The organism is Pseudomonas massiliensis, assembly GCF_000826105.1.
In the GTDB taxonomy this organism is placed as follows: domain Bacteria; phylum Pseudomonadota; class Gammaproteobacteria; order Pseudomonadales; family Pseudomonadaceae; genus Aquipseudomonas; species Aquipseudomonas massiliensis.
Genome location: NZ_CCYK01000007.1, coordinates 1,625,516 through 1,642,259, shown reverse-complemented (window position 1 = coordinate 1,642,259; position 16,744 = coordinate 1,625,516). Strand labels below are relative to the sequence as shown.

At 63.5% G+C, this 16,744-nt stretch carries 15 protein-coding genes; 10 read left to right on the top strand and 5 right to left on the bottom strand.

Annotated features, from left to right (window positions below):
* Positions 1-62: 62 nt before the first annotated feature.
* Positions 63-1,241: an MFS transporter gene (locus BN1188_RS18295; protein ID WP_040262914.1), complete on the top strand. Its 1,179-nt coding sequence runs from the start codon at positions 63-65 to the stop codon at positions 1,239-1,241.
* Positions 1,242-1,277: 36 nt separating this feature from the next.
* Here the strand turns inward: BN1188_RS18295 and BN1188_RS18290 are convergent, their stop codons facing one another.
* Positions 1,278-2,165 carry a LysR family transcriptional regulator gene (locus BN1188_RS18290; protein ID WP_040264225.1) on the bottom strand — a complete coding sequence of 296 codons (888 nt, stop codon included), beginning with the start codon at positions 2,163-2,165 and terminating at the stop codon, positions 1,278-1,280.
* 113 nt (positions 2,166-2,278) lie between these two features.
* Here BN1188_RS18290 and BN1188_RS18285 point away from each other — a divergent pair, with 113 nt between their 5' ends.
* Together BN1188_RS18285 and tkt are read left to right on the top strand one after the other, a co-directional pair.
* Positions 2,279-3,001: a pirin family protein gene (locus BN1188_RS18285; RefSeq protein WP_040262913.1), complete on the top strand. Its 723-nt coding sequence runs from the start codon at positions 2,279-2,281 to the stop codon at positions 2,999-3,001.
* Between the two features lie 142 nt (positions 3,002-3,143).
* Positions 3,144-5,219, top strand: a complete 2,076-nt coding sequence (gene tkt, locus BN1188_RS18280) for a transketolase (protein ID WP_052469358.1) — start codon at positions 3,144-3,146, stop codon at positions 5,217-5,219.
* A gap of 139 nt (positions 5,220-5,358) precedes the next feature.
* Here tkt and treS read toward each other — a convergent pair whose 3' ends face one another.
* Entirely contained in the window at positions 5,359-7,425 is a 2,067-nt protein-coding gene (gene treS / locus BN1188_RS18275; protein ID WP_040262912.1) for a maltose alpha-D-glucosyltransferase, read from the bottom strand.
* Between the two features lie 192 nt (positions 7,426-7,617).
* On the opposite strand from treS, the gene BN1188_RS18270 reads away from it, so the two are divergent.
* On the top strand, positions 7,618-9,177 hold the full coding sequence (locus tag BN1188_RS18270) for a sensor domain-containing diguanylate cyclase (protein ID WP_040262911.1): 1,560 nt from the start codon (positions 7,618-7,620) through the stop codon (positions 9,175-9,177).
* Here BN1188_RS18270 and BN1188_RS18265 read toward each other — a convergent pair.
* Entirely contained in the window at positions 9,174-9,866 is a 693-nt protein-coding gene (locus BN1188_RS18265; protein ID WP_040262910.1) for a metallophosphoesterase, read from the bottom strand. The two genes, BN1188_RS18270 and BN1188_RS18265, sit on opposite strands and share 4 nt — an antisense overlap.
* Positions 9,867-9,888: 22 nt before the next feature.
* Positions 9,889-10,422, bottom strand: coding sequence for a DUF4946 domain-containing protein (locus BN1188_RS18260; RefSeq protein ID WP_040262909.1), 534 nt, complete (start codon positions 10,420-10,422; stop codon positions 9,889-9,891).
* 120 nt (positions 10,423-10,542) lie between these two features.
* On the opposite strand from BN1188_RS18260, the gene BN1188_RS18255 reads away from it, so the two are divergent.
* From BN1188_RS18255 to BN1188_RS18240, 4 genes are all read left to right on the top strand, one after another.
* Positions 10,543-10,935, top strand: a complete 393-nt coding sequence (locus BN1188_RS18255; RefSeq protein WP_040262908.1) for a VOC family protein — start codon at positions 10,543-10,545, stop codon at positions 10,933-10,935.
* Positions 10,936-10,987: 52 nt separating this feature from the next.
* The gene (locus BN1188_RS18250; RefSeq protein ID WP_040262907.1) at positions 10,988-11,170 is read left to right on the top strand and encodes a hypothetical protein; all 183 of its coding nucleotides are present in this window, start codon (positions 10,988-10,990) and stop codon (positions 11,168-11,170) included.
* Positions 11,171-11,173: 3 nt separating this feature from the next.
* On the top strand, positions 11,174-11,458 hold the full coding sequence (locus BN1188_RS18245; RefSeq protein WP_052469357.1) for a hypothetical protein: 285 nt from the start codon (positions 11,174-11,176) through the stop codon (positions 11,456-11,458).
* 71 nt (positions 11,459-11,529) lie between these two features.
* Complete coding sequence (locus BN1188_RS18240) at positions 11,530-12,657, top strand: mechanosensitive ion channel family protein (RefSeq protein WP_052469356.1); 1,128 nt, start codon at positions 11,530-11,532, stop codon at positions 12,655-12,657.
* Between the two features lie 61 nt (positions 12,658-12,718).
* Here the strand turns inward: BN1188_RS18240 and BN1188_RS18235 are convergent, their stop codons facing one another.
* Positions 12,719-12,967 carry a hypothetical protein gene (locus BN1188_RS18235; protein ID WP_040262906.1) on the bottom strand — a complete coding sequence of 83 codons (249 nt, stop codon included), beginning with the start codon at positions 12,965-12,967 and terminating at the stop codon, positions 12,719-12,721.
* Positions 12,968-13,220: 253 nt separating this feature from the next.
* On the opposite strand from BN1188_RS18235, the gene BN1188_RS18230 reads away from it, so the two are divergent.
* Positions 13,221-14,258, top strand: coding sequence for an NADP(H)-dependent aldo-keto reductase (locus BN1188_RS18230; protein WP_040262905.1), 1,038 nt, complete (start codon positions 13,221-13,223; stop codon positions 14,256-14,258).
* A gap of 119 nt (positions 14,259-14,377) precedes the next feature.
* Positions 14,378-16,717 (top strand): FdhF/YdeP family oxidoreductase, encoded by a 2,340-nt coding sequence (locus tag BN1188_RS18225; protein ID WP_040262904.1) that lies wholly within the window; start codon positions 14,378-14,380, stop codon positions 16,715-16,717.
* Positions 16,718-16,744 lie beyond the last annotated feature (27 nt).

Below are 16,744 nucleotides of genomic sequence, written 5' to 3'. Positions count from 1 at the left end.
TGCTTGGCGGCTTTGCAGGGCGTGCCGCCCGGTTTCGCCTGACTCTTGTGTCGAGCCTTCCCATGACCACACGCTCCCCTGACCACGCCCCGCTTACGCCCGCGCTGGTCATGCTGTTCGCCTTCTGCTGCGGCGCCATCGTCGCCAACATCTACTACAGCCAGCCGATCCTCGAATTGATCGCGCCCGCGGTGGGACTCTCGGCGCACCAGGCCAGCCTGGTGGTATCCCTGACTCAGGCCGGTTATGCCCTGGGCCTGTTCCTGCTGGTGCCGCTGGCCGACCTGTTGGAAAACCGCCGGCTTATCATCGCAACGCTCGTATTGGCAGCGGCCAGCCTGGTGGCGGCGGCGGTTACAACCCGGGCCGACGCCTTTCTTGGGATTTCCCTGCTTATCGGCTTCAGTTCCGTATCCGTGCAGATGCTGATCCCCATGGCCGCACACATGGCGCCTGAACAAAGCCGCGGGCGAGTCGTCGGCAACATCATGAGCGGCCTTATTCTGGGTATCCTGCTGGCACGTCCGTTGGCGAGCCTGATCGCCGATCATTTTGGCTGGCGGGCCGTATTCGTGGTGGCGGCCGCCGCGATGCTGGCGATCCTGGCACTGCTGGCGTTCACCCTGCCAGCGCGACAGCCGAGCCACACCGCCAGCTACGGGGCCCTGCTGCGGTCCATGCTGCAGTTGTTGCGCCAGCATCCCGCCCTGCGCGAGCGCGCCTTCTACCAAGCCCTGATGTTTGCGGCCTTCAGCCTGTTCTGGACCACCGTTCCCCTGGAGCTGTCCCGGCAACATGGCCTGAGCCAAAGCCAGATCGGCCTCTTCGCCCTGGTCGGCGCCATGGGTGCGGTCGCCGCGCCTCTGGCCGGGCGCCTGGCCGATGCCGGTCATGGCCGCGCGGCGAGCCTGTTGGCCCTGGGCCTGGCACCAGTGGCATTCGGCCTCGGGCTTTTGCCCTCCGCAGGCGTGCTCTGGCTGGCGCTGACCGGTGTGCTGCTGGACTTTGCCGTACAGATGAGCATGGTTACTGGCCAGCGCATCATCTATGACCTGGATGCCGCCAGCCGCGCCCGCCTCAACGGGCTCTACGTCACCAGCATCTTCGTAGGCGGCGCCCTTGGCTCGGCCTTCGCCAGCAGCCTGTACGAGTTTGCGGGATGGGTGGGAATCGTCGGGGCGGGCATCGCGTTGCCCGCCCTGGGGCTGCTGGTCTTCCTCAGCCGCTGGCGGCATCACTGAGTGGCCTGGCCCCGGCGGCCGCTCGCGGCTAGAGGTTCAAAGCACGTCCCGGAGCGCCTCCCGTAGAAACTCCACCAGCACCTGTACTGCGCGCACCCCTTGCCGGTGCGCCGGGTAGAGGGCTGAAACCGCCAGGGGCGCGGGGCGATAGTCGTCCAGTACTCGGCACAGCCGGCCTTCCTCCAACGCCTTTCGAACGATGAAGAGCGGCAGGTAAGTGATGCCCAGGCCGGCAATGGCGGCATCCCTGAGCACTTCCCCATTGTTGGCCCGCAAGCGCCCCCCTAGTTGAAGCTGTTGGGTCTTTCCTTCGCGCTCGAAGCGCCACTGCACTGTGCGGCCATGCCCGTAGGGCAGGCAGTCATGGGCGACCAGCGCGGCGGGCTCTTCCGGCACTCCTCGTTCGGCCAGATAACCGGGGCTGCATACCCATACCCGTTCTACCCCCCCGATGCGTCGGGCAATCAGGCTCGAATCCTCCAACTGCCCGATGCGCAGCGCCAGGTCGAAGCCTTCGGCCAAGAGGTCCACCGAGCGGTCGCTCAGGTCGAGCTCGAGGACAACCTGGGGGTAGCGTTGCATGAATGCAGGGAAGACCTGACTCAGGTGCTCCACCGCGAACGACAGCGGTGCGCTGAGGCGGATGGTACCCCGAGGCTGCCCGTGCTCCCCGGCGATGCTCTGCTCTACCTGCTCGACTTCCGCCAACAAGCGCAGGGCTGCTTCATGGTAGGCATGGCCCAGGGGCGTTACGTCCAGGCGGCGGGTCGAACGGTTGAGCAGGCGCACGCCCAGGCGCTCCTCCAGCTGCATCAACCGACGGCTGATCAGCTGCTTGGAAACGCCTAGCTGTTCCGCCGCTGCGGTAAAGCTGCCGGACTCAAGCACCTGAGCGAACAAACGCATGTCTTCGAAGGGGTTCATGAGCAGCCCATCTGTCAACATAGGCGTGACAGTATGGCCGATTCTAGGTACTTAATACAGCCATTCATGGACAGTAAACTGCACCCATCCCCACTTGAAACGAGGTGCACATCATGCTCGCTCTGCGCAAATCCACTGATCGTGGTCAGGCTAACCATGGCTGGTTGAAGTCTTTTCATACCTTCTCGTTCGCGTCCTACCGCGACCCACGCGAGCAGGGCTTCTCGGACCTGCTCGTCATCAATGACGACCGGGTGGCGCCAGCCAAGGGCTTCGGCCAGCATCCGCACCGGGACATGGAAATCTTCTCCTATGTACTGGAAGGCGCCCTCGAGCACCGTGACAGCCTGGGCACCGGCTCGGTGATCCACCCCGGCGACGTACAGCTGATGAGTGCCGGGCGCGGCGTTACCCACAGCGAGTTCAACCACTCGGCGGATGCGCCTGTCCACTTCCTCCAGATCTGGATCGTACCCTCTGTACAGGGCGCGGAGCCTCGCTACCAGCAGCAGCATTTCAGTCAGGAAGAGAAACGTGGACGCCTGCGCCTGATCATCTCCCCGGACGGGGCCCAGGGCTCTTTGTCAGTGCGCCAGGACGCCCGGGTCTACGCCGGCCTGTTCGACGGCGATGAATCGGCTCGCCTTGAACTGGGCGACAACCGTTATGCCTACGTACATGTAGCGCAAGGCAGTGTCACCCTCAACGGCCAGGTGCTTGGCGAAGGCGATGGCGTACGTGTTCGCAACGAACGCGCCCTTACCCTCGAGCACGGAAGGAATGCCGAGGTACTGGTGTTCGATCTGCGCCCCCACGAGCTGCCCGGCATGGCCTGAACCAGGCGCAGGACTCGGGCCAGGCGGTAAATCCGAGGCAACTCACCTGAAACATCGTGGTCAGCTCCATAACCAGCACGGTTACGGAGCCGGCCGCGCGCCGGTCCGCTAATCGACTTACTGTCGAATCAGGACCTCAACCATGCAAGCACCCTCCTCCCTCTCCCCTGCCGACCGCGATGCCCGCGATCGCCTGTGCACCGATACCATCCGCACCCTGAGCATGGATGCCGTGCAGAAGGCCAATTCAGGCCACCCTGGCACGCCCATGGCGTTGGCGCCAGTGGTCTACACCTTGTGGAGTCGTTTTCTGCGTTACCACCCGGACCACCCGGACTGGCCCAATCGCGACCGCTTCGTACTGTCGGCCGGGCACGCCTCGATGCTGCTCTACTCGGTGCTGCACCTGGCCGGGGTAGTGGAAATCGACGCTGATGGCAAGCCTACCGGCCAGCCGGCCGTGAGTCTGGAGGACATCCGGCAGTTTCGCCAGATGTCATCGAAAACCCCAGGCCACCCCGAATACCGCATGACCACCGGCGTGGAAACCACCACCGGCCCGCTCGGCCAAGGCTGCGCCAACAGTGTAGGCATGGCCATGGCTGGGCATTGGCTGGGAGAGCGCTTCAACCAGGTGGGCAAGCCGCTGTTCGACTACCGCGTCTTCGCCCTTTGCGGCGACGGCGACATGATGGAGGGGGTAAGCGCCGAAGCCGCCTCCCTGGCCGGTCATCTCAAACTCGGCAACCTGTGCTGGATCTACGACAACAACACCATCAGCATCGAGGGCCACACTGAGCTGGCCTTCACTGAGGATGTAATCACCCGCTTCAAGGGCTATGGCTGGGACACCCTCCACGTGACCGATGCCAACGATACCCAGGCACTTGCGCGAGCCTTCCAGGGCTTCGACGGCCACGGTCAGGCGCCCTTGCTGATCGTGGTGGACAGCGTAATCGGCTACGGTGCCCCGACCAAGCACAATACTGCCGCGGCTCATGGCGAACCCCTGGGCGACGAGGAAATCCGCCTGGCCAAGCAGGCCTATGGCTGGGACCCGGAGGGTCAGTTCGTGGTCCCTGAAGACGCCAAGGGCTGGCTCCAGGCGCTTCTGCGCGAGCGCAATCAGCCGGCCTATGATGCCTGGGAGGCAGCGCTGGCGTCCCTTGCAGCCGCGCAGCCGAAGCTGGCGGACGATCTGAAGCGCATGCGTGCCGGGCAGATGCCTGAAGATTGGGACGCCGAGATCGAAGCGTTCCCCGCCGACGCCAAGGGTGTGGCGAGCCGTCAATCCGGTGGCCAGGTGCTCAACGCCTATGCGCGGCGCATTCCCTGGCTGTTGGGTGGCTCGGCCGACCTGTCGCCATCGACCAAGACCAACCTGACCTTCGAGGGCGCCGGCAGCTTCCAGGCTGGACAATACCAGGGCCGCAACCTGCACTTCGGCGTACGCGAACATGCCATGGGGGCCATCGCCAATGGCTTGGCCTTATGCTACCTACGGCCCTATACCTCCACCTTCCTGGTGTTCAGCGACTACATGAAGCCGCCCATTCGCCTGGCCGCCATCATGGAGCTGCCGGTGGTCTTCGTCTTCACCCACGACTCCATCGGCGTGGGCGAAGACGGGCCTACCCACCAGCCCATCGAACAACTGGCACAGCTGCGCGCCACGCCAGGCGTATTGACGTTGCGGCCTGGCGATGCCAATGAAACGGCTCAGGCCTGGAAGGTAGCCCTCAAGCAGACCCACCGCCCCTCCTGCATCATCCTCAGCCGCCAGCCGCTGCCCACCCTGGACCGCGAACGTTATCGAGCCGCGGAAGGCGTGGAGCGTGGCGCCTACGTACTGGCCGACAGCGAAGCGCCGCAGGTTCTGCTGCTGGCCACGGGCAGCGAACTCAGCCTGGCCGTGGAGGCGTACGAGCAGCTCAAGAGCGAGGGTATCCCCAGCCGGGTCGTATCCATGCCTTGCTGGGAGCTGTTCGAGGAGCAGGACCAGGCCTACAAGGATGCCGTGCTGCCGCCTTCCGTCGTTGCTCGAGTAGCCATGGAACAGGCCGGTCCTCTGGGCTGGGACCGCTATGTCGGCCAGGCGGGGGCGAAAATCGTGATGAACAGCTTCGGCGCCTCGGCGCCCATCAGCAAGCTGCAGGCACAGTTCGGCTTCACGCTGGAGAATGTAGTGAAGATGGCCAAGTCACAGGTCAAGGCTTGATCCGAAGGTGGCCTACTTTGTGCCCACAAAGTAGGCCTACCATCCGCAGCTAACGCCGCGGGAGCTGGGCGGAGCCCTGGGCGAGTTCGCGAAAAAGGCAATATCGCATTTCCATTTCGGAGGCTCAGCCCTTCTCTACCTACAACGGAAGCGACGCGCTGACCACCCGCAGCGCCAAACCTTCATAGGGGTCCAGGCTGATGGTGAAATCGCCAGCTTCGGTGAGGTCGCCCTCGACTCGCTCGTTGATGATATCCACCACCGGGCCAGGCGCAATGCCGGGCAGGTGCAGGGTTTCTACCAGGGCCTCGTTGCCGAAGTTCAAGGCGGTGATCTGCGTACCCCGCCCCGCTGGTAGCTCGTGCACCATGATCAGCAACGCCGGATGCTCCGTTTCCGGCAGCATGATCTGCTTGCTTGCGGCAATATCGTAGGCCCGTCGCACCGCCAGGATCTTCTTGAGCTGGGAGGCGAACGAATCCGGGCGCTTCAACTGCTCTACCAGGGTGCCGTACAGGCTGCGGGCCTTGGGCATGCCCCCCTTGGATACTTCGGCCTCGGGATTCAGCTCGGCCAGGTCGTAGGCGCCACGGTGAATCCAGCGGGTATCGCCGTCGGCCATCAAGTGCGCCACCTGGTCGGCCGGCAGGGGCAAGGCACCGGCCAGATCCCAGCCGGACAAGGCGAATACCCCGGGCTGCATGGCGTTGAACATCACCAGCAAAAGGTGGATATGCTGGATGCGCTTGATGTCATCGTCCGTCAGCGTGTCCAGGTCACGAATGCCCAGGGCGGCGGTGATGATGCTGGCCGTGGTGCAGGCCACGCCATTGGTGACGAACTTGAGATTGTAAGGCGCATGCTCGCCGGCCAGGCGCTCGTACATTTCCTCGCGGATGTGCTCGCGCAGGATGTTGCCGGGGAAGGTCTGGCCTTGGTACATGAACTGGTCGTGGGCATGCAGCGTCCAGAAATGCACCAGCTCCAGGGTGAGCTCGTCGTGGTTCTGCAGGGCATGGATCAGCGATGCCGGGTCCACGCCGAACCGGTGCATCTCCTTCAGCATCAGGCGCAGGAATTCCGTGCGCCCGGTGAGCAAGGCGTGTTGATAGGCAGGCCGGGTGATGAAGTCGTAGGACAGATCGGCGCCACCATGGGACATGGCCGCGATATCGTCGATGGTCAGGTTCAGTTCCTGGAAGCTGAAGCCGCCAGCCTTGCGGATCGCTCCGCCGAGCAACTGGTTGCCATTGACTGACAATGGATGGCTTTCAGACCAGGCATTGCCCTCAGGTCGGCGCTCCACGCCCAGGAAGCCGTTGGCGTCCAGACGCAGGATACGCGCGCCCACCACGTCGATGGCATGCAAGGCGTCGCCGATGATCATCTGCTGCGCGGTGAAGCTGGGGTCCAGCCAGTTCAAGGAAGGTTGGCCTTCCTTGAAGTAATGCAGGTACACCCAGCGTCGCGCCTTGCCATCCACGCCAACCACGACTGGCGTAGCGCTCCAGTCGGTTTCCTTTACGCCCGGCTCGAAGAAAATCACCCGTTGCAGCTGGCCGACGATGTAGTGCTTGTCGCGCAGGCAGTCCACGGTCGCGGGCGACAGATTGATGGCGTCTCTTCCTGCTGGCACCTCAGGTAGCAAGCCCCAGTCTTCCTCGCGAATTTCCACCATATGGAACAAGCCCGGATAGTCCTCATAGGCAAGTTCGGCGAGGCGGAAGTCCGCGCCCTTGCCGGTATGGGAAGGAATCGCGTCCTCGATCACTACCGCGTTGTGAGCCGCGGCCAGGCGTGCCAAGCCTACCAGCTCGGCCTCGGTGCCTAGCGCGGGGTCGATATCGAAGCTGATGCGGTCGAAATTGCCATCGATGGTCGGCGTGTGAGTGCGGCCGCGCAGGCCACCGGAAAGCTTCAGCGGGCCATTGTGGATGCCCTGGATGCCGATTTCCGACAGGGCGTGCCACAGGGCTTCATCGCCCAAGGCCTGGAGCACCGAACCTTCTTCCCGGGTCACGATCGAGGCGGGATACGCGGTGAACCAGACCGAAGCAATGGCAGAGGCGTCGCGTGGCCGCGCCTGGGCGAAGGGCCGTTGCCACAAGCGGGCCTGGCCCGAGTAAAGCTTGGCGCGCTGCTTGGCGGCATGGAGCATCGAGCGCTCTACCAGCCATTGCACATGATCCGGATCCGGAGGGGTCATAGGCTATCTTCCATTGAAATGGGTCTTGCCTTGAGAGTCTCGGCGGCGGCGAACGTTGCATCGGTCGATGCCCCGACCAGCGAAGCGGCCTACGGTTGCAGCGCGGGACCCTGACCGTCATCATGAAGGACTTTCTCATGCTCCCTCGGCAACCTCGGTCGAATCGAGCCTGATACCGTACAGCGAGCCCCCATGCCAGACGTCCGCCCTACCAGCCCATCACGGCGAACCAGCCCGCTCACGGTAGCCCTGTTGCTGATCGGCATCGTAGTGTCCTCCCTGGTGGGCCTGGATATCTGGCAGAGCTGGACATCCCGCAACCAGGCGCTGACCGCGGCGCAAAACAACGTTTCCAACCTCGCGCGCTCCGTGGCCGAGCATGCTTCGCACACCTTCGAGGAGGCCGACACCCTGTTGGTGGGCATGGTCGAACGGGCGCAGGTGGACGGGCTGGACACAGCGGAAAAGCGGCTGCGCCTGCATCGCCTGATGAAACGCCTGACCGGCTCGGTGGAACAGTTGCATGGCTTGTTCATCTACGACCGCGACGGCGGTTGGCTGGTCAGCTCCAACGACCTAAACCCGCCCAACGCCAACAACGCCGACCGCGACTATTTCATCTACCACCGCACTCACGGTGACACTGGCTCGCACCTTGGGCCAGTGATTCGCAGCCGCTCCACGGGCGATCTGATCATCACCCTATCGCGCCGTATCAATGATAGCGAGGGACGCTTCGCCGGCGTCGCACTGGCCACCTTGAAAGTCGACTACTTCAAGCGCTTCTACAACGCCTACACACTGGACCCCAACGGGGTCATCAACCTGGTGATGGCGGACGGTACCATCCTGGTGCGCCGCCCCTTCGATGAAAATCTTATCGGTACCAGCATCGCCAAGGGCGTCGTATTTTCGCAGTTGCTGCCCAAGGCCAGCGCAGGCACCCGGATGTTGCCTTCGGTCATTGACGGGGTTGAACGCCTGTACGCCTATCGCGCGCTCGGCCACTATCCTCTGGTGGTCCTGGCGGCTGAGTCCAAGGATTTCCTGTTGAGCCAGTGGCGAAGCAACCTGCTGCGCATGGCGGCGGTAATCCTTCTGTTGCTCTGTGCTACCGGTCTGTTCGGCGCCATCCTGATCCGCCAGATCCGCCAGACTACCCAGACCGAAGCCGAACTACGCAATGCGCATGCTGCCCTTGAGTTGATGGCCATGCAGGACAGCCTGACCGGCCTGGCCAATCGGCGCCAACTGGACCAGGCCCTGCCCCAGGAAATCGGCCGCGCGCGCCGGGCCGGCCGCCCGCTGGGCATCATCATGCTGGACATCGACCATTTCAAGGCTTTCAACGATATCCATGGCCACCCCGCCGGTGACGCCTGCATTCGCGATGTCGGCCAGGCGGTGCTCGGTTGCGTGGGCCGCTCCGGTGACCTGGTGGTGCGCTACGGTGGCGAGGAACTGCTGGTGCTCCTGCCCGAGTGTGAGCTAAGTGGTGCCGTCCGCGTCGCGGAGCGCATCGTCGAAGCCGTACAAGGGTTGAACATTGCGCACAGCGGCAGCCCTTATGGCCGGGTCACCCTTAGTGCCGGCGCCCACGCCTGGCTCGAGCGAACGTTGCCGCCCCGCCCCCAGGCGTTGGTGGAAGCGGCCGATGCGGCGCTGTACCGCGCCAAGGCGCTTGGCCGCAACCAGGTGTTCCCAGGCCCACGCTCGAGCGCCAGCGCCAGCCCGGGGCCACAGCCGGGCTAGACGGGCACTACGCGAAGACGGCCAAGCTCGAGCAGGCTGAAGTAGCCCTCGCTCCAGCCAGCGGTGTCGATATGCCAGACGTTACCCAGGCGCCGGGGGCGACGCAAAGGTGTATGGCCGACCACCACGGCACGCACATCGCGCACCTCGCTCTCATCCCGCTGCTTCAAGCGGGCCCGGGACCATTGAAAGCTTTCCTCCAGCTCGACGGCGTAGGGCAAGGCGCCGGTAAGGTACTCGCGCAAGGTGGTCCAGCTGGAGAAGGGGCAATGGGCATGAACCAGCCCCACCAGGCCGAGCTGGGTTTCCACTTCCAGTGCCACGGGCAACTCGGCGAAGCGCAGAGCGTAACGTTCCTGCTCCTGGCGGCTGCTCTGCATGAACCAGGTCCCGCCGCTGCTGCGGTAATCGTCCGGGTGCAGTTGCGGGTCGCCTTCCACGTACTGGCGCGTCAGTACCTCATGGTTGCCCTGCACCGCGTGAAACCATGGCTGGGCAAGCCACTCCAGGGCGCGGGGGCTTTCCGGACCGCGATCTACCAGATCGCCGACGCTGAACAGCCGATCCCGCGCCGGGTCGAAGCGGGCGCGCCTCAAGGTCGCCTCCAGCCGAGTGAAGTGACCGTGGATATCCCCTACGGCGTAATCTCGCCCCCGAGGGTTGGGCCCAAAATGTTCAAATCGCGCCATGCCTGCTCCTATGCCGGGCCTGTCACTGTCCTGCATCCAACACCAGCGAACTGCGAATCTTTAGCACCGTCCCCTCGTTGAGCCGATAGCCCTCCGGCGTGCCGGCGTAGGACAACGCCCAGGCTTTTAGGGGGCCAGCGGCGGCGACCAGCGTCTGGGTGAGCACATGGCCGCCGTTCAGGGTAATGGTGCAGGTGGTTTCGGCCGCGGGCACCTGGTTCAGGGTGCTTGCCTTCACCCGGGTACAGGCACTTTGATAGCCGCCCTCGGAAAAGTTCTTCTGCACCGCCTTGCGCATTTCCAGAACCACCCCGGCCACATTCACCACATGGCCCTGCTCTACCGGGCTCTGGCTCAGTTCCACCACCATGGTGGGGTTGCCCTGGGCGTCCAGCTTGACCGCGCGCTGCCGCGACACATCACTACCGGCCTCTACGGGAACGGGCTCTACCTGCCAGCCGGGCGGCCAATCGATGACGGCCAGCTCGGCCTTGGCCTGGCCGTAGCCCAGCACACCGAGCATTAAGACCGCGGGGCGGATGAAGCGGTTCTGCATGGGTGTTCCTTGCGCATAAAGCGCACAGTCTCGCAGCCAGCCATGCGTTCGTACAGAGCGCTAGACTGGACAGGCCACAGCGCCTTTCGTAGGGTTAGCCCCCCATAGCGGAGACTTTTGATGTCGGAATTGCCCAAAGCTGGCGCCCTGCTGTTCGCCAAGGACCTGGAGCGCATGGCCAGCTTCTATGAACAGGTCGCCGGACTGGCGATCAAGGCCCGTGTCGAGGGGCGAATCGTGCTCGAATCGGCCCATTATTCCCTGGTTCTCAATGCGCTCCCGCAGATAGTCGCTGACAACCTCAACATCACTTCACCGCCCATGCGCCGCACCGACGTACCGGTGAAATTGATCTTCCCTGTGCCCTCCCTGGCGCTGGTCCACACCCTGAGCCCGATGCTCGGCGGAGGCGTGGACAGCGAATCGGCCGAGTGGATCGGCCCTGGCTTCCGGGCCTGCGACGGTTTCGATCCGGAAGGCAACCTGGTGCAATGGCGGGAACCTTTGGCCTGAACAAGCCCTCCCTAGGCTATCCACATTGTCACTGGCCAGAGAGGACGCCGCCATGAACCCACAGACCGAAGGTACCGAGCAACAAGGCCCAAGCGGCGTGCCCTTTGTCAACGACCCGGCCAAGCCTGCCAACAATGGACGGGTGAATGACCCGGGCAACGAGGACCCGGGCTGGGGCCTGGACGACGCCCAGGTACCCCTGATCGATGATCAGGTCGAGGATGATCAGGACTGACCCATGGCCTACATCGACCTGATTCAATGGCCCGCCATGCTGACCACCGTGATCGCCGCCTGGCTGGTCGGTTCGCAGCAGCCCCGGCGACGCATGGCCGGCTTCTGGCTGTTTCTCCTGAGCAACCTGCTCTGGGTAACCTGGGGCCTGTACAGCCACGCCTGGGCGCTGATCGTCCTGCAGGCGTGCCTGTGCGTCATGAACTGCCGTGGGCTGCGGCGCAATGCCAGTGCCCTGGCCGACCCAACCGGCACGGCCGACCTTGCCCAGGCTCCTGGAAGCCGCTGACTAGACAAGCCGGCGGAACCCTCGACAACCGCCCCGGTCGGTATCGTTTTGGACCGACCGAGGCGTACTCCATGGACCTGATCCCGGAAAACTGGCTGGATCGCATTCCATTGCCTTGGCTCAGCACGCTGATCGTGGCCGTTGCCGCCGTGCTGGTGACCCTACTCATTCGCTGGCTGGGGATCACGGTGCTCAGGCGCATAGCCCGGCGCATGCTGCTGGCCCATGAACTGATCAGCAAAGCGCAGCGCCCGTCCCTGTGGCTGATGCCCCTGCTGGCCTTGCAGTCGGTATGGACGTCCGCCCCGGACGACCTGCCGCTGATCAACAGCGTGCGCCACCTCAATGGTCTGCTGGTGGTCGGCGGGTTTACCTGGCTGGGCTTGCGCTGTGTGGCGGCGGTGGCCGATACCATCGCCATTCGCAATCCGCTGGACATTGAAGACAACCTCACCGCGCGCCGGATACAGACGCAAGTCCGGGTACTGGTTCGCTGCCTCAACGTGGTGGTGATTCTTTTTGGAAGCGGGCTGATCCTGATGAGTTTCCCGGCAGTGCGCCAGGTCGGCACCAGCCTGCTGGCTTCAGCCGGGCTGGCGGGCCTGGCGGCAGGGTTTGCCGCCAAACCGGTGCTGGGCAACCTTATCGCCGGCCTGCAGATCGCGATATCGCAACCGATTCGCCTGGACGACGTGGTCATCGTGGAAGGCGAATGGGGCCGGATCGAGGAAATCACCGGCAGCTATGTGGTGGTCAAGATCTGGGACGAGCGGCGCCTGGTGGTACCCCTCACCTATTTCATCGAAAAGCCTTTCCAGAACTGGACCCGCAGCACTTCAAGCCTGATCGGCTCGGTGTTCCTCTGGGTGGACTATTCACTGCCCCTGGATGTGCTGCGTGAACAGGTCAAGCAGATCTGTGAGGAAATTCCCCATCTATGGGATGGTCGCGTGTGCGTGCTGCAGGTCACCGACACCAGTGAAAAATCCATGCAACTGCGCATTCTGCTCAGTTCACTGGACTCCTCCCGCAGCTGGGATGCTCGCTGCCACGTGCGCGAGCGCCTGATCACCTTTATCAACCATGAGTATCCTCAATGCCTGCCACAGCTACGTGCCGAATTGCAGACGAAGACAATCCGTCCCGATGCGCATCAGGCCAGGAAGGCCGATAACATCGAGCGCCAACCACCGGTTTGAACGTTGTTCTTATAGGAAGCCCGCGATGCGGACGATGGTGCGGGAGATCAAGCTGGGTGTATCAGAGCATCTGGTCGCTGGACGCCATGGAGGCGATCACCACGGTTTTCTGTGCCTCGGTCAGGTGATCCCAGTAGTGGCTCTTGACGAAGAAGCCTAGACCGCCGGCGATGTAAAGGCTGAGCGCGACTATGGCCAGGATCGCCAATGGCGAGGTACCGGCCTGGGCTTCGTCCCGTTCAGAAGCGGTGAAGGCGTCTTGCAGACGTTTGAAGAAATGAGTCAAGTAGAGCAATACTTGGCGCCCCATGGTGATCGTCGAAACCTCTTTGATGAATAGCGTGGATGCAGGGTCTGCCAGACAACGATGCCGGTGCGTGCATTGTCGCCCCTGGCTCCGCTGATCGAAGCAGTTGTATGATAACTCAATAAGAAGTAACCAAATAGTTAGCCTGCTAGCCAGTACGACGAACTGTCGTGCGGCAATCCGCCTCACCCCCCGACCGGGAACGTCCCGGTTTCCTCCACCGGGCCTCTTGGCCCGCTTGCACACGGGAGCTTCCATGCACTATCGCGTACTGGGCAAAACCGACGTCAAGGTCAGCGCCATCGCCCTGGGCACCATGACCTGGGGAGAGCAGAACACCCAGGCCGAGGCCTTCGAACAGATTCGCCTGGCCAAGGCAGCCGGCGTGAACTTCCTCGACACCGCGGAGATGTATCCTGTGCCCCCTCGGGGCGAAACCTACACGCGCACGGAAAGCATCATCGGCGAATATTTCCGCCAGCATGGCGATCGAGCCGATTGGGTTCTCGCCAGCAAGGTCGCCGGCCCCGGCCGCATGGATCACATCCGCGACGGCAACCCCAGGCTGGACCGCAAGAACATCACCGCCGCCCTGGACGCTTCGCTCAAGCGCCTGAACACTGACTACCTGGACCTCTATCAACTGCACTGGCCCGACCGCAAGACCAACTTCTTCGGCGTATTGGGCTACCAGCATGACGACAGCGACGTCTTCACGCCTATCGAAGAAACCCTCGAAGTGCTCGACGAGGCAGTCAAGGCCGGCAAGGTGCGCCATATCGGCCTGTCCAATGAAACACCCTGGGGTACCCAACGCTTCCTGCACTTGGCCGAGACCCGGGGCTGGCCACGCGCGGTGTCGATTCAGAACCCCTATAACCTGCTCAATCGCACCTTCGAGATCGGCCTTGCCGAAATCGCGCTGCGGGAGCAGATCGGCCTTCTTGCCTACTCGCCCCTGGCGTTCGGCGTGCTCTCCGGCAAGTACCTGGATGGTGCCCGCCCAGCCCAGGGCAGACTGACGCTGTTCGAGCGTTTCCAGCGCTACAACAACCCCGAAGCCGAGGCGGCTGCCAAGGCATACGTTGCCCTGGCCAGAGAGCACGGGCTGGACCCAGCGCAAATGGCCTTGCAGTTCGTGACCGAGCAGCCCTTCGTTACCAGCAATATCATCGGTGCGACTACTCTGGAGCAATTGCGCAGCAACCTGGCCAGCATCGATGTGCGCCTCAGCGAGGAAGTGCGCGCCGGCCTTGAAGCCATCCACAAGGGCCAACCCAACCCAGCGCCCTGAATGGCCGCTGCCACTGGCGCCCTCGGGCGCCACACCGGCCCGCCAGCCGCCGAACCGAGCGAACCTTTGGCCGCTTCGCCACGTCGTAACGGAATACGACTCCCGACGAAGGCTCAGCCATGTTTCTTTCCCCGCAGGTTCGTTTCAAGCCCTATACCCATGCGGCAGGCGGCTGGGGGTCTGCCCATTCGGTCGCCAATATCCTGCTCAGGGAGAGAGCCCTGGGCAAAGGCGCCTCGGCGCTGCTCAAGCAGAACAAGCCTGATGGCTTTGCCTGCGTCAGCTGCGCCTGGGCCAAGCCGGGCCACCCGCACCCCCTCGAATTCTGCGAAAACGGCGCCAAGGCCACGGCCTGGGAACTGACCTCGCGCCGCGCTACGCCTGAGTTCTTCAGCCGACACACGCTGGCCGAGCTGCGGACCTGGCCAGACTTCGATCTCGAGCAGCAAGGCCGCCTCACTCACCCGATGCGCTACGATGCCGCGACTGACACCTACCGCCCGGTTGCCTGGGCTGACGCTTTCACAGCCATCGGCGCCTCCCTGAAGGCGTTGCCGCGAGACAGCGTGGTGTTCTATGCCTCCGGGCGTGCCTCGCTGGAAGCCTCGTTCATGTACCAACTGCTGGCCCGGGGCTATGGCAACAATCACCTACCCGACAGCAGCAACATGTGCCATGAAAGCACCTCGGTCGGCCTGCAGGAAAGCATTGGCGTACCGGTAGGCACCGTGACCCTGAACGATTTCGAGCACACGGACTGCTTCCTGTTCTTCGGCCAGAACGTGGGCAGCAATAGCCCGCGCATGCTTCACCCTCTACAGGAGGCGCGCAAGCGCGGTGCACAGATCATTACCTTCAACCCCTTGCGCGAGCGCGGGCTGGAACGCTTCGTCAACCCTCAGAACCCGGTCGAGATGCTGGGGCCGGAATCGACCCAGGTCAGCACTCAATACCATCAGGTCGCCATCGGAGGCGATCTGGCAGCCATGGCGGGGATGATCAAGGCGCTGCTCGCCCTGGATGCCGAAGCCCAGGCCAAGGGTGAAGCCGCCGTGCTCGACCATGGGTTCATTGCTGAACACACCACGGGTTTCGAAGCCCTGAGGGCGCAGATCGAGGGCTATGCCTGGGGCGCGCTCGAGCAACGCTCGGGCCTGAGCCGCAGTGCCATGGAAGCGGCGGCCAGGGTATATGCCCGCAGTGAACGCGTCATGGGCGTCTACGGCATGGGCCTTACCCAGCATCATCACGGTGTGGCGAACGTGCAGATGCTGGTCAACCTGCTGTTGCTCAGGGGCAACATCGGCAAGCCCGGCGCGGGCATCTGCCCGGTGCGCGGCCATTCCAACGTGCAAGGCCAGCGCACCGTCGGGATCACTGAAGACCCCAAGAAAGTCCCTGCCGACCTGATCGCTGAGCATCTAGGCATCGAGGTGCCCGCGGACAAAGGCTACTGCACGGTAGAAGCCTGCGAAGGCTTGCTCGACGGCCGTGTCCAGGGCTTCGTCGGACTAGGGGGCAACTTCGTACGCGCGGTACCTGACACCTCCAGGCTCGAGCCAGCCTGGCAAGGGCTTGCACTCAACGTACAGATCGCGACCAAGCTCAATCGCAGCCATTTGCTTCCCGGACAACAGATGTGGCTGTTGCCCTGCCTAGGCCGCATCGAAATCGATCGTCAGGACGGCATCGAGCAGCAGTGGACCACCGAAGACAGCACCGGCTGTATCCATGGCTGGCGGGGGCACAGCGAGCCGGCCAGTGATCAATTGCTGTCCGAGCCGGCCATTATAGCAGGCATCGCCAAGGCTACCCTCGCCACCAACCCCAAGCTGGACTGGGACGCCTGGAGGCGTGACTACCGCCTGGTGCGCGCGGCCATCGCTCGGATCTACCCGGCCATTTTCCATGAAATGGAAACACGCATGCACGAACCTGGCGGTTTCCATCGTCCGTTGGGCGCTGCCCAGCGGCAGTGGAATACCGAGAGTGGCAAGGCCCAGTTCACGCTGTTGCCAACCTTGGACCCGGATGATGACGTGGCCACGGCCAGCGCGCGTCGCGATGTGCTGCAGCTGATGACGCTGCGTAGCAATGACCAGTTCAACACCACCATCTACGGCTATGACGATCGCTTCAGAGGGGTGAAGGGCACGCGAAAGGTGTTGTTGATGAACAAGAACGACATCGCCCGCCTGGGCTTCATGGCCGGAGATTGGGTCAAGGTGGCCACGGCCGTGGAAACCGAGGTGCCCAGGGTTGTCGGCCCGCTGCAGATCCTGCCCTACGACATTCCCACTGGCTGCTGCGGTGGCTATTACCCCGAATGCAATCCGCTGGTGCCGCTGTGGCACTACGCGCAGAAGAGCAAGGTGCCGGCCGCCAAGTCCATCCCCGTAACCGTAACCCGGGCCGCTGTGGAACCCGGTGCGGTACCTATCGACCTCAAGCGGGCCTGACGCGATCTGAAGGCTGGAAGCTGTACA

Excerpts from the sequence above, each read along its gene's own strand:
- BN1188_RS18295 (WP_040262914.1), top strand. The coding sequence starts at position 63 with ATGACCACACGCTCCCCTGACCACGCCCCGCTTACGCCCGCGCTGGTC.
- BN1188_RS18290 (WP_040264225.1), bottom strand. The coding sequence starts at position 2,165 with ATGAACCCCTTCGAAGACATGCGTTTGTTCGCTCAGGTGCTTGAGTCC.
- BN1188_RS18285 (WP_040262913.1), top strand. The coding sequence starts at position 2,279 with ATGCTCGCTCTGCGCAAATCCACTGATCGTGGTCAGGCTAACCATGGC.
- tkt (WP_052469358.1), top strand. The coding sequence starts at position 3,144 with ATGCAAGCACCCTCCTCCCTCTCCCCTGCCGACCGCGATGCCCGCGAT.
- treS (WP_040262912.1), bottom strand. The coding sequence starts at position 7,425 with ATGACCCCTCCGGATCCGGATCATGTGCAATGGCTGGTAGAGCGCTCG.
- BN1188_RS18270 (WP_040262911.1), top strand. The coding sequence starts at position 7,618 with ATGCCAGACGTCCGCCCTACCAGCCCATCACGGCGAACCAGCCCGCTC.
- BN1188_RS18265 (WP_040262910.1), bottom strand. The coding sequence starts at position 9,866 with ATGGCGCGATTTGAACATTTTGGGCCCAACCCTCGGGGGCGAGATTAC.
- BN1188_RS18260 (WP_040262909.1), bottom strand. The coding sequence starts at position 10,422 with ATGCAGAACCGCTTCATCCGCCCCGCGGTCTTAATGCTCGGTGTGCTG.
- BN1188_RS18255 (WP_040262908.1), top strand. The coding sequence starts at position 10,543 with ATGTCGGAATTGCCCAAAGCTGGCGCCCTGCTGTTCGCCAAGGACCTG.
- BN1188_RS18250 (WP_040262907.1), top strand. The coding sequence starts at position 10,988 with ATGAACCCACAGACCGAAGGTACCGAGCAACAAGGCCCAAGCGGCGTG.
- BN1188_RS18245 (WP_052469357.1), top strand. The coding sequence starts at position 11,174 with ATGGCCTACATCGACCTGATTCAATGGCCCGCCATGCTGACCACCGTG.
- BN1188_RS18240 (WP_052469356.1), top strand. The coding sequence starts at position 11,530 with ATGGACCTGATCCCGGAAAACTGGCTGGATCGCATTCCATTGCCTTGG.
- BN1188_RS18235 (WP_040262906.1), bottom strand. The coding sequence starts at position 12,967 with ATGGGGCGCCAAGTATTGCTCTACTTGACTCATTTCTTCAAACGTCTG.
- BN1188_RS18230 (WP_040262905.1), top strand. The coding sequence starts at position 13,221 with ATGCACTATCGCGTACTGGGCAAAACCGACGTCAAGGTCAGCGCCATC.
- BN1188_RS18225 (WP_040262904.1), top strand. The coding sequence starts at position 14,378 with ATGTTTCTTTCCCCGCAGGTTCGTTTCAAGCCCTATACCCATGCGGCA.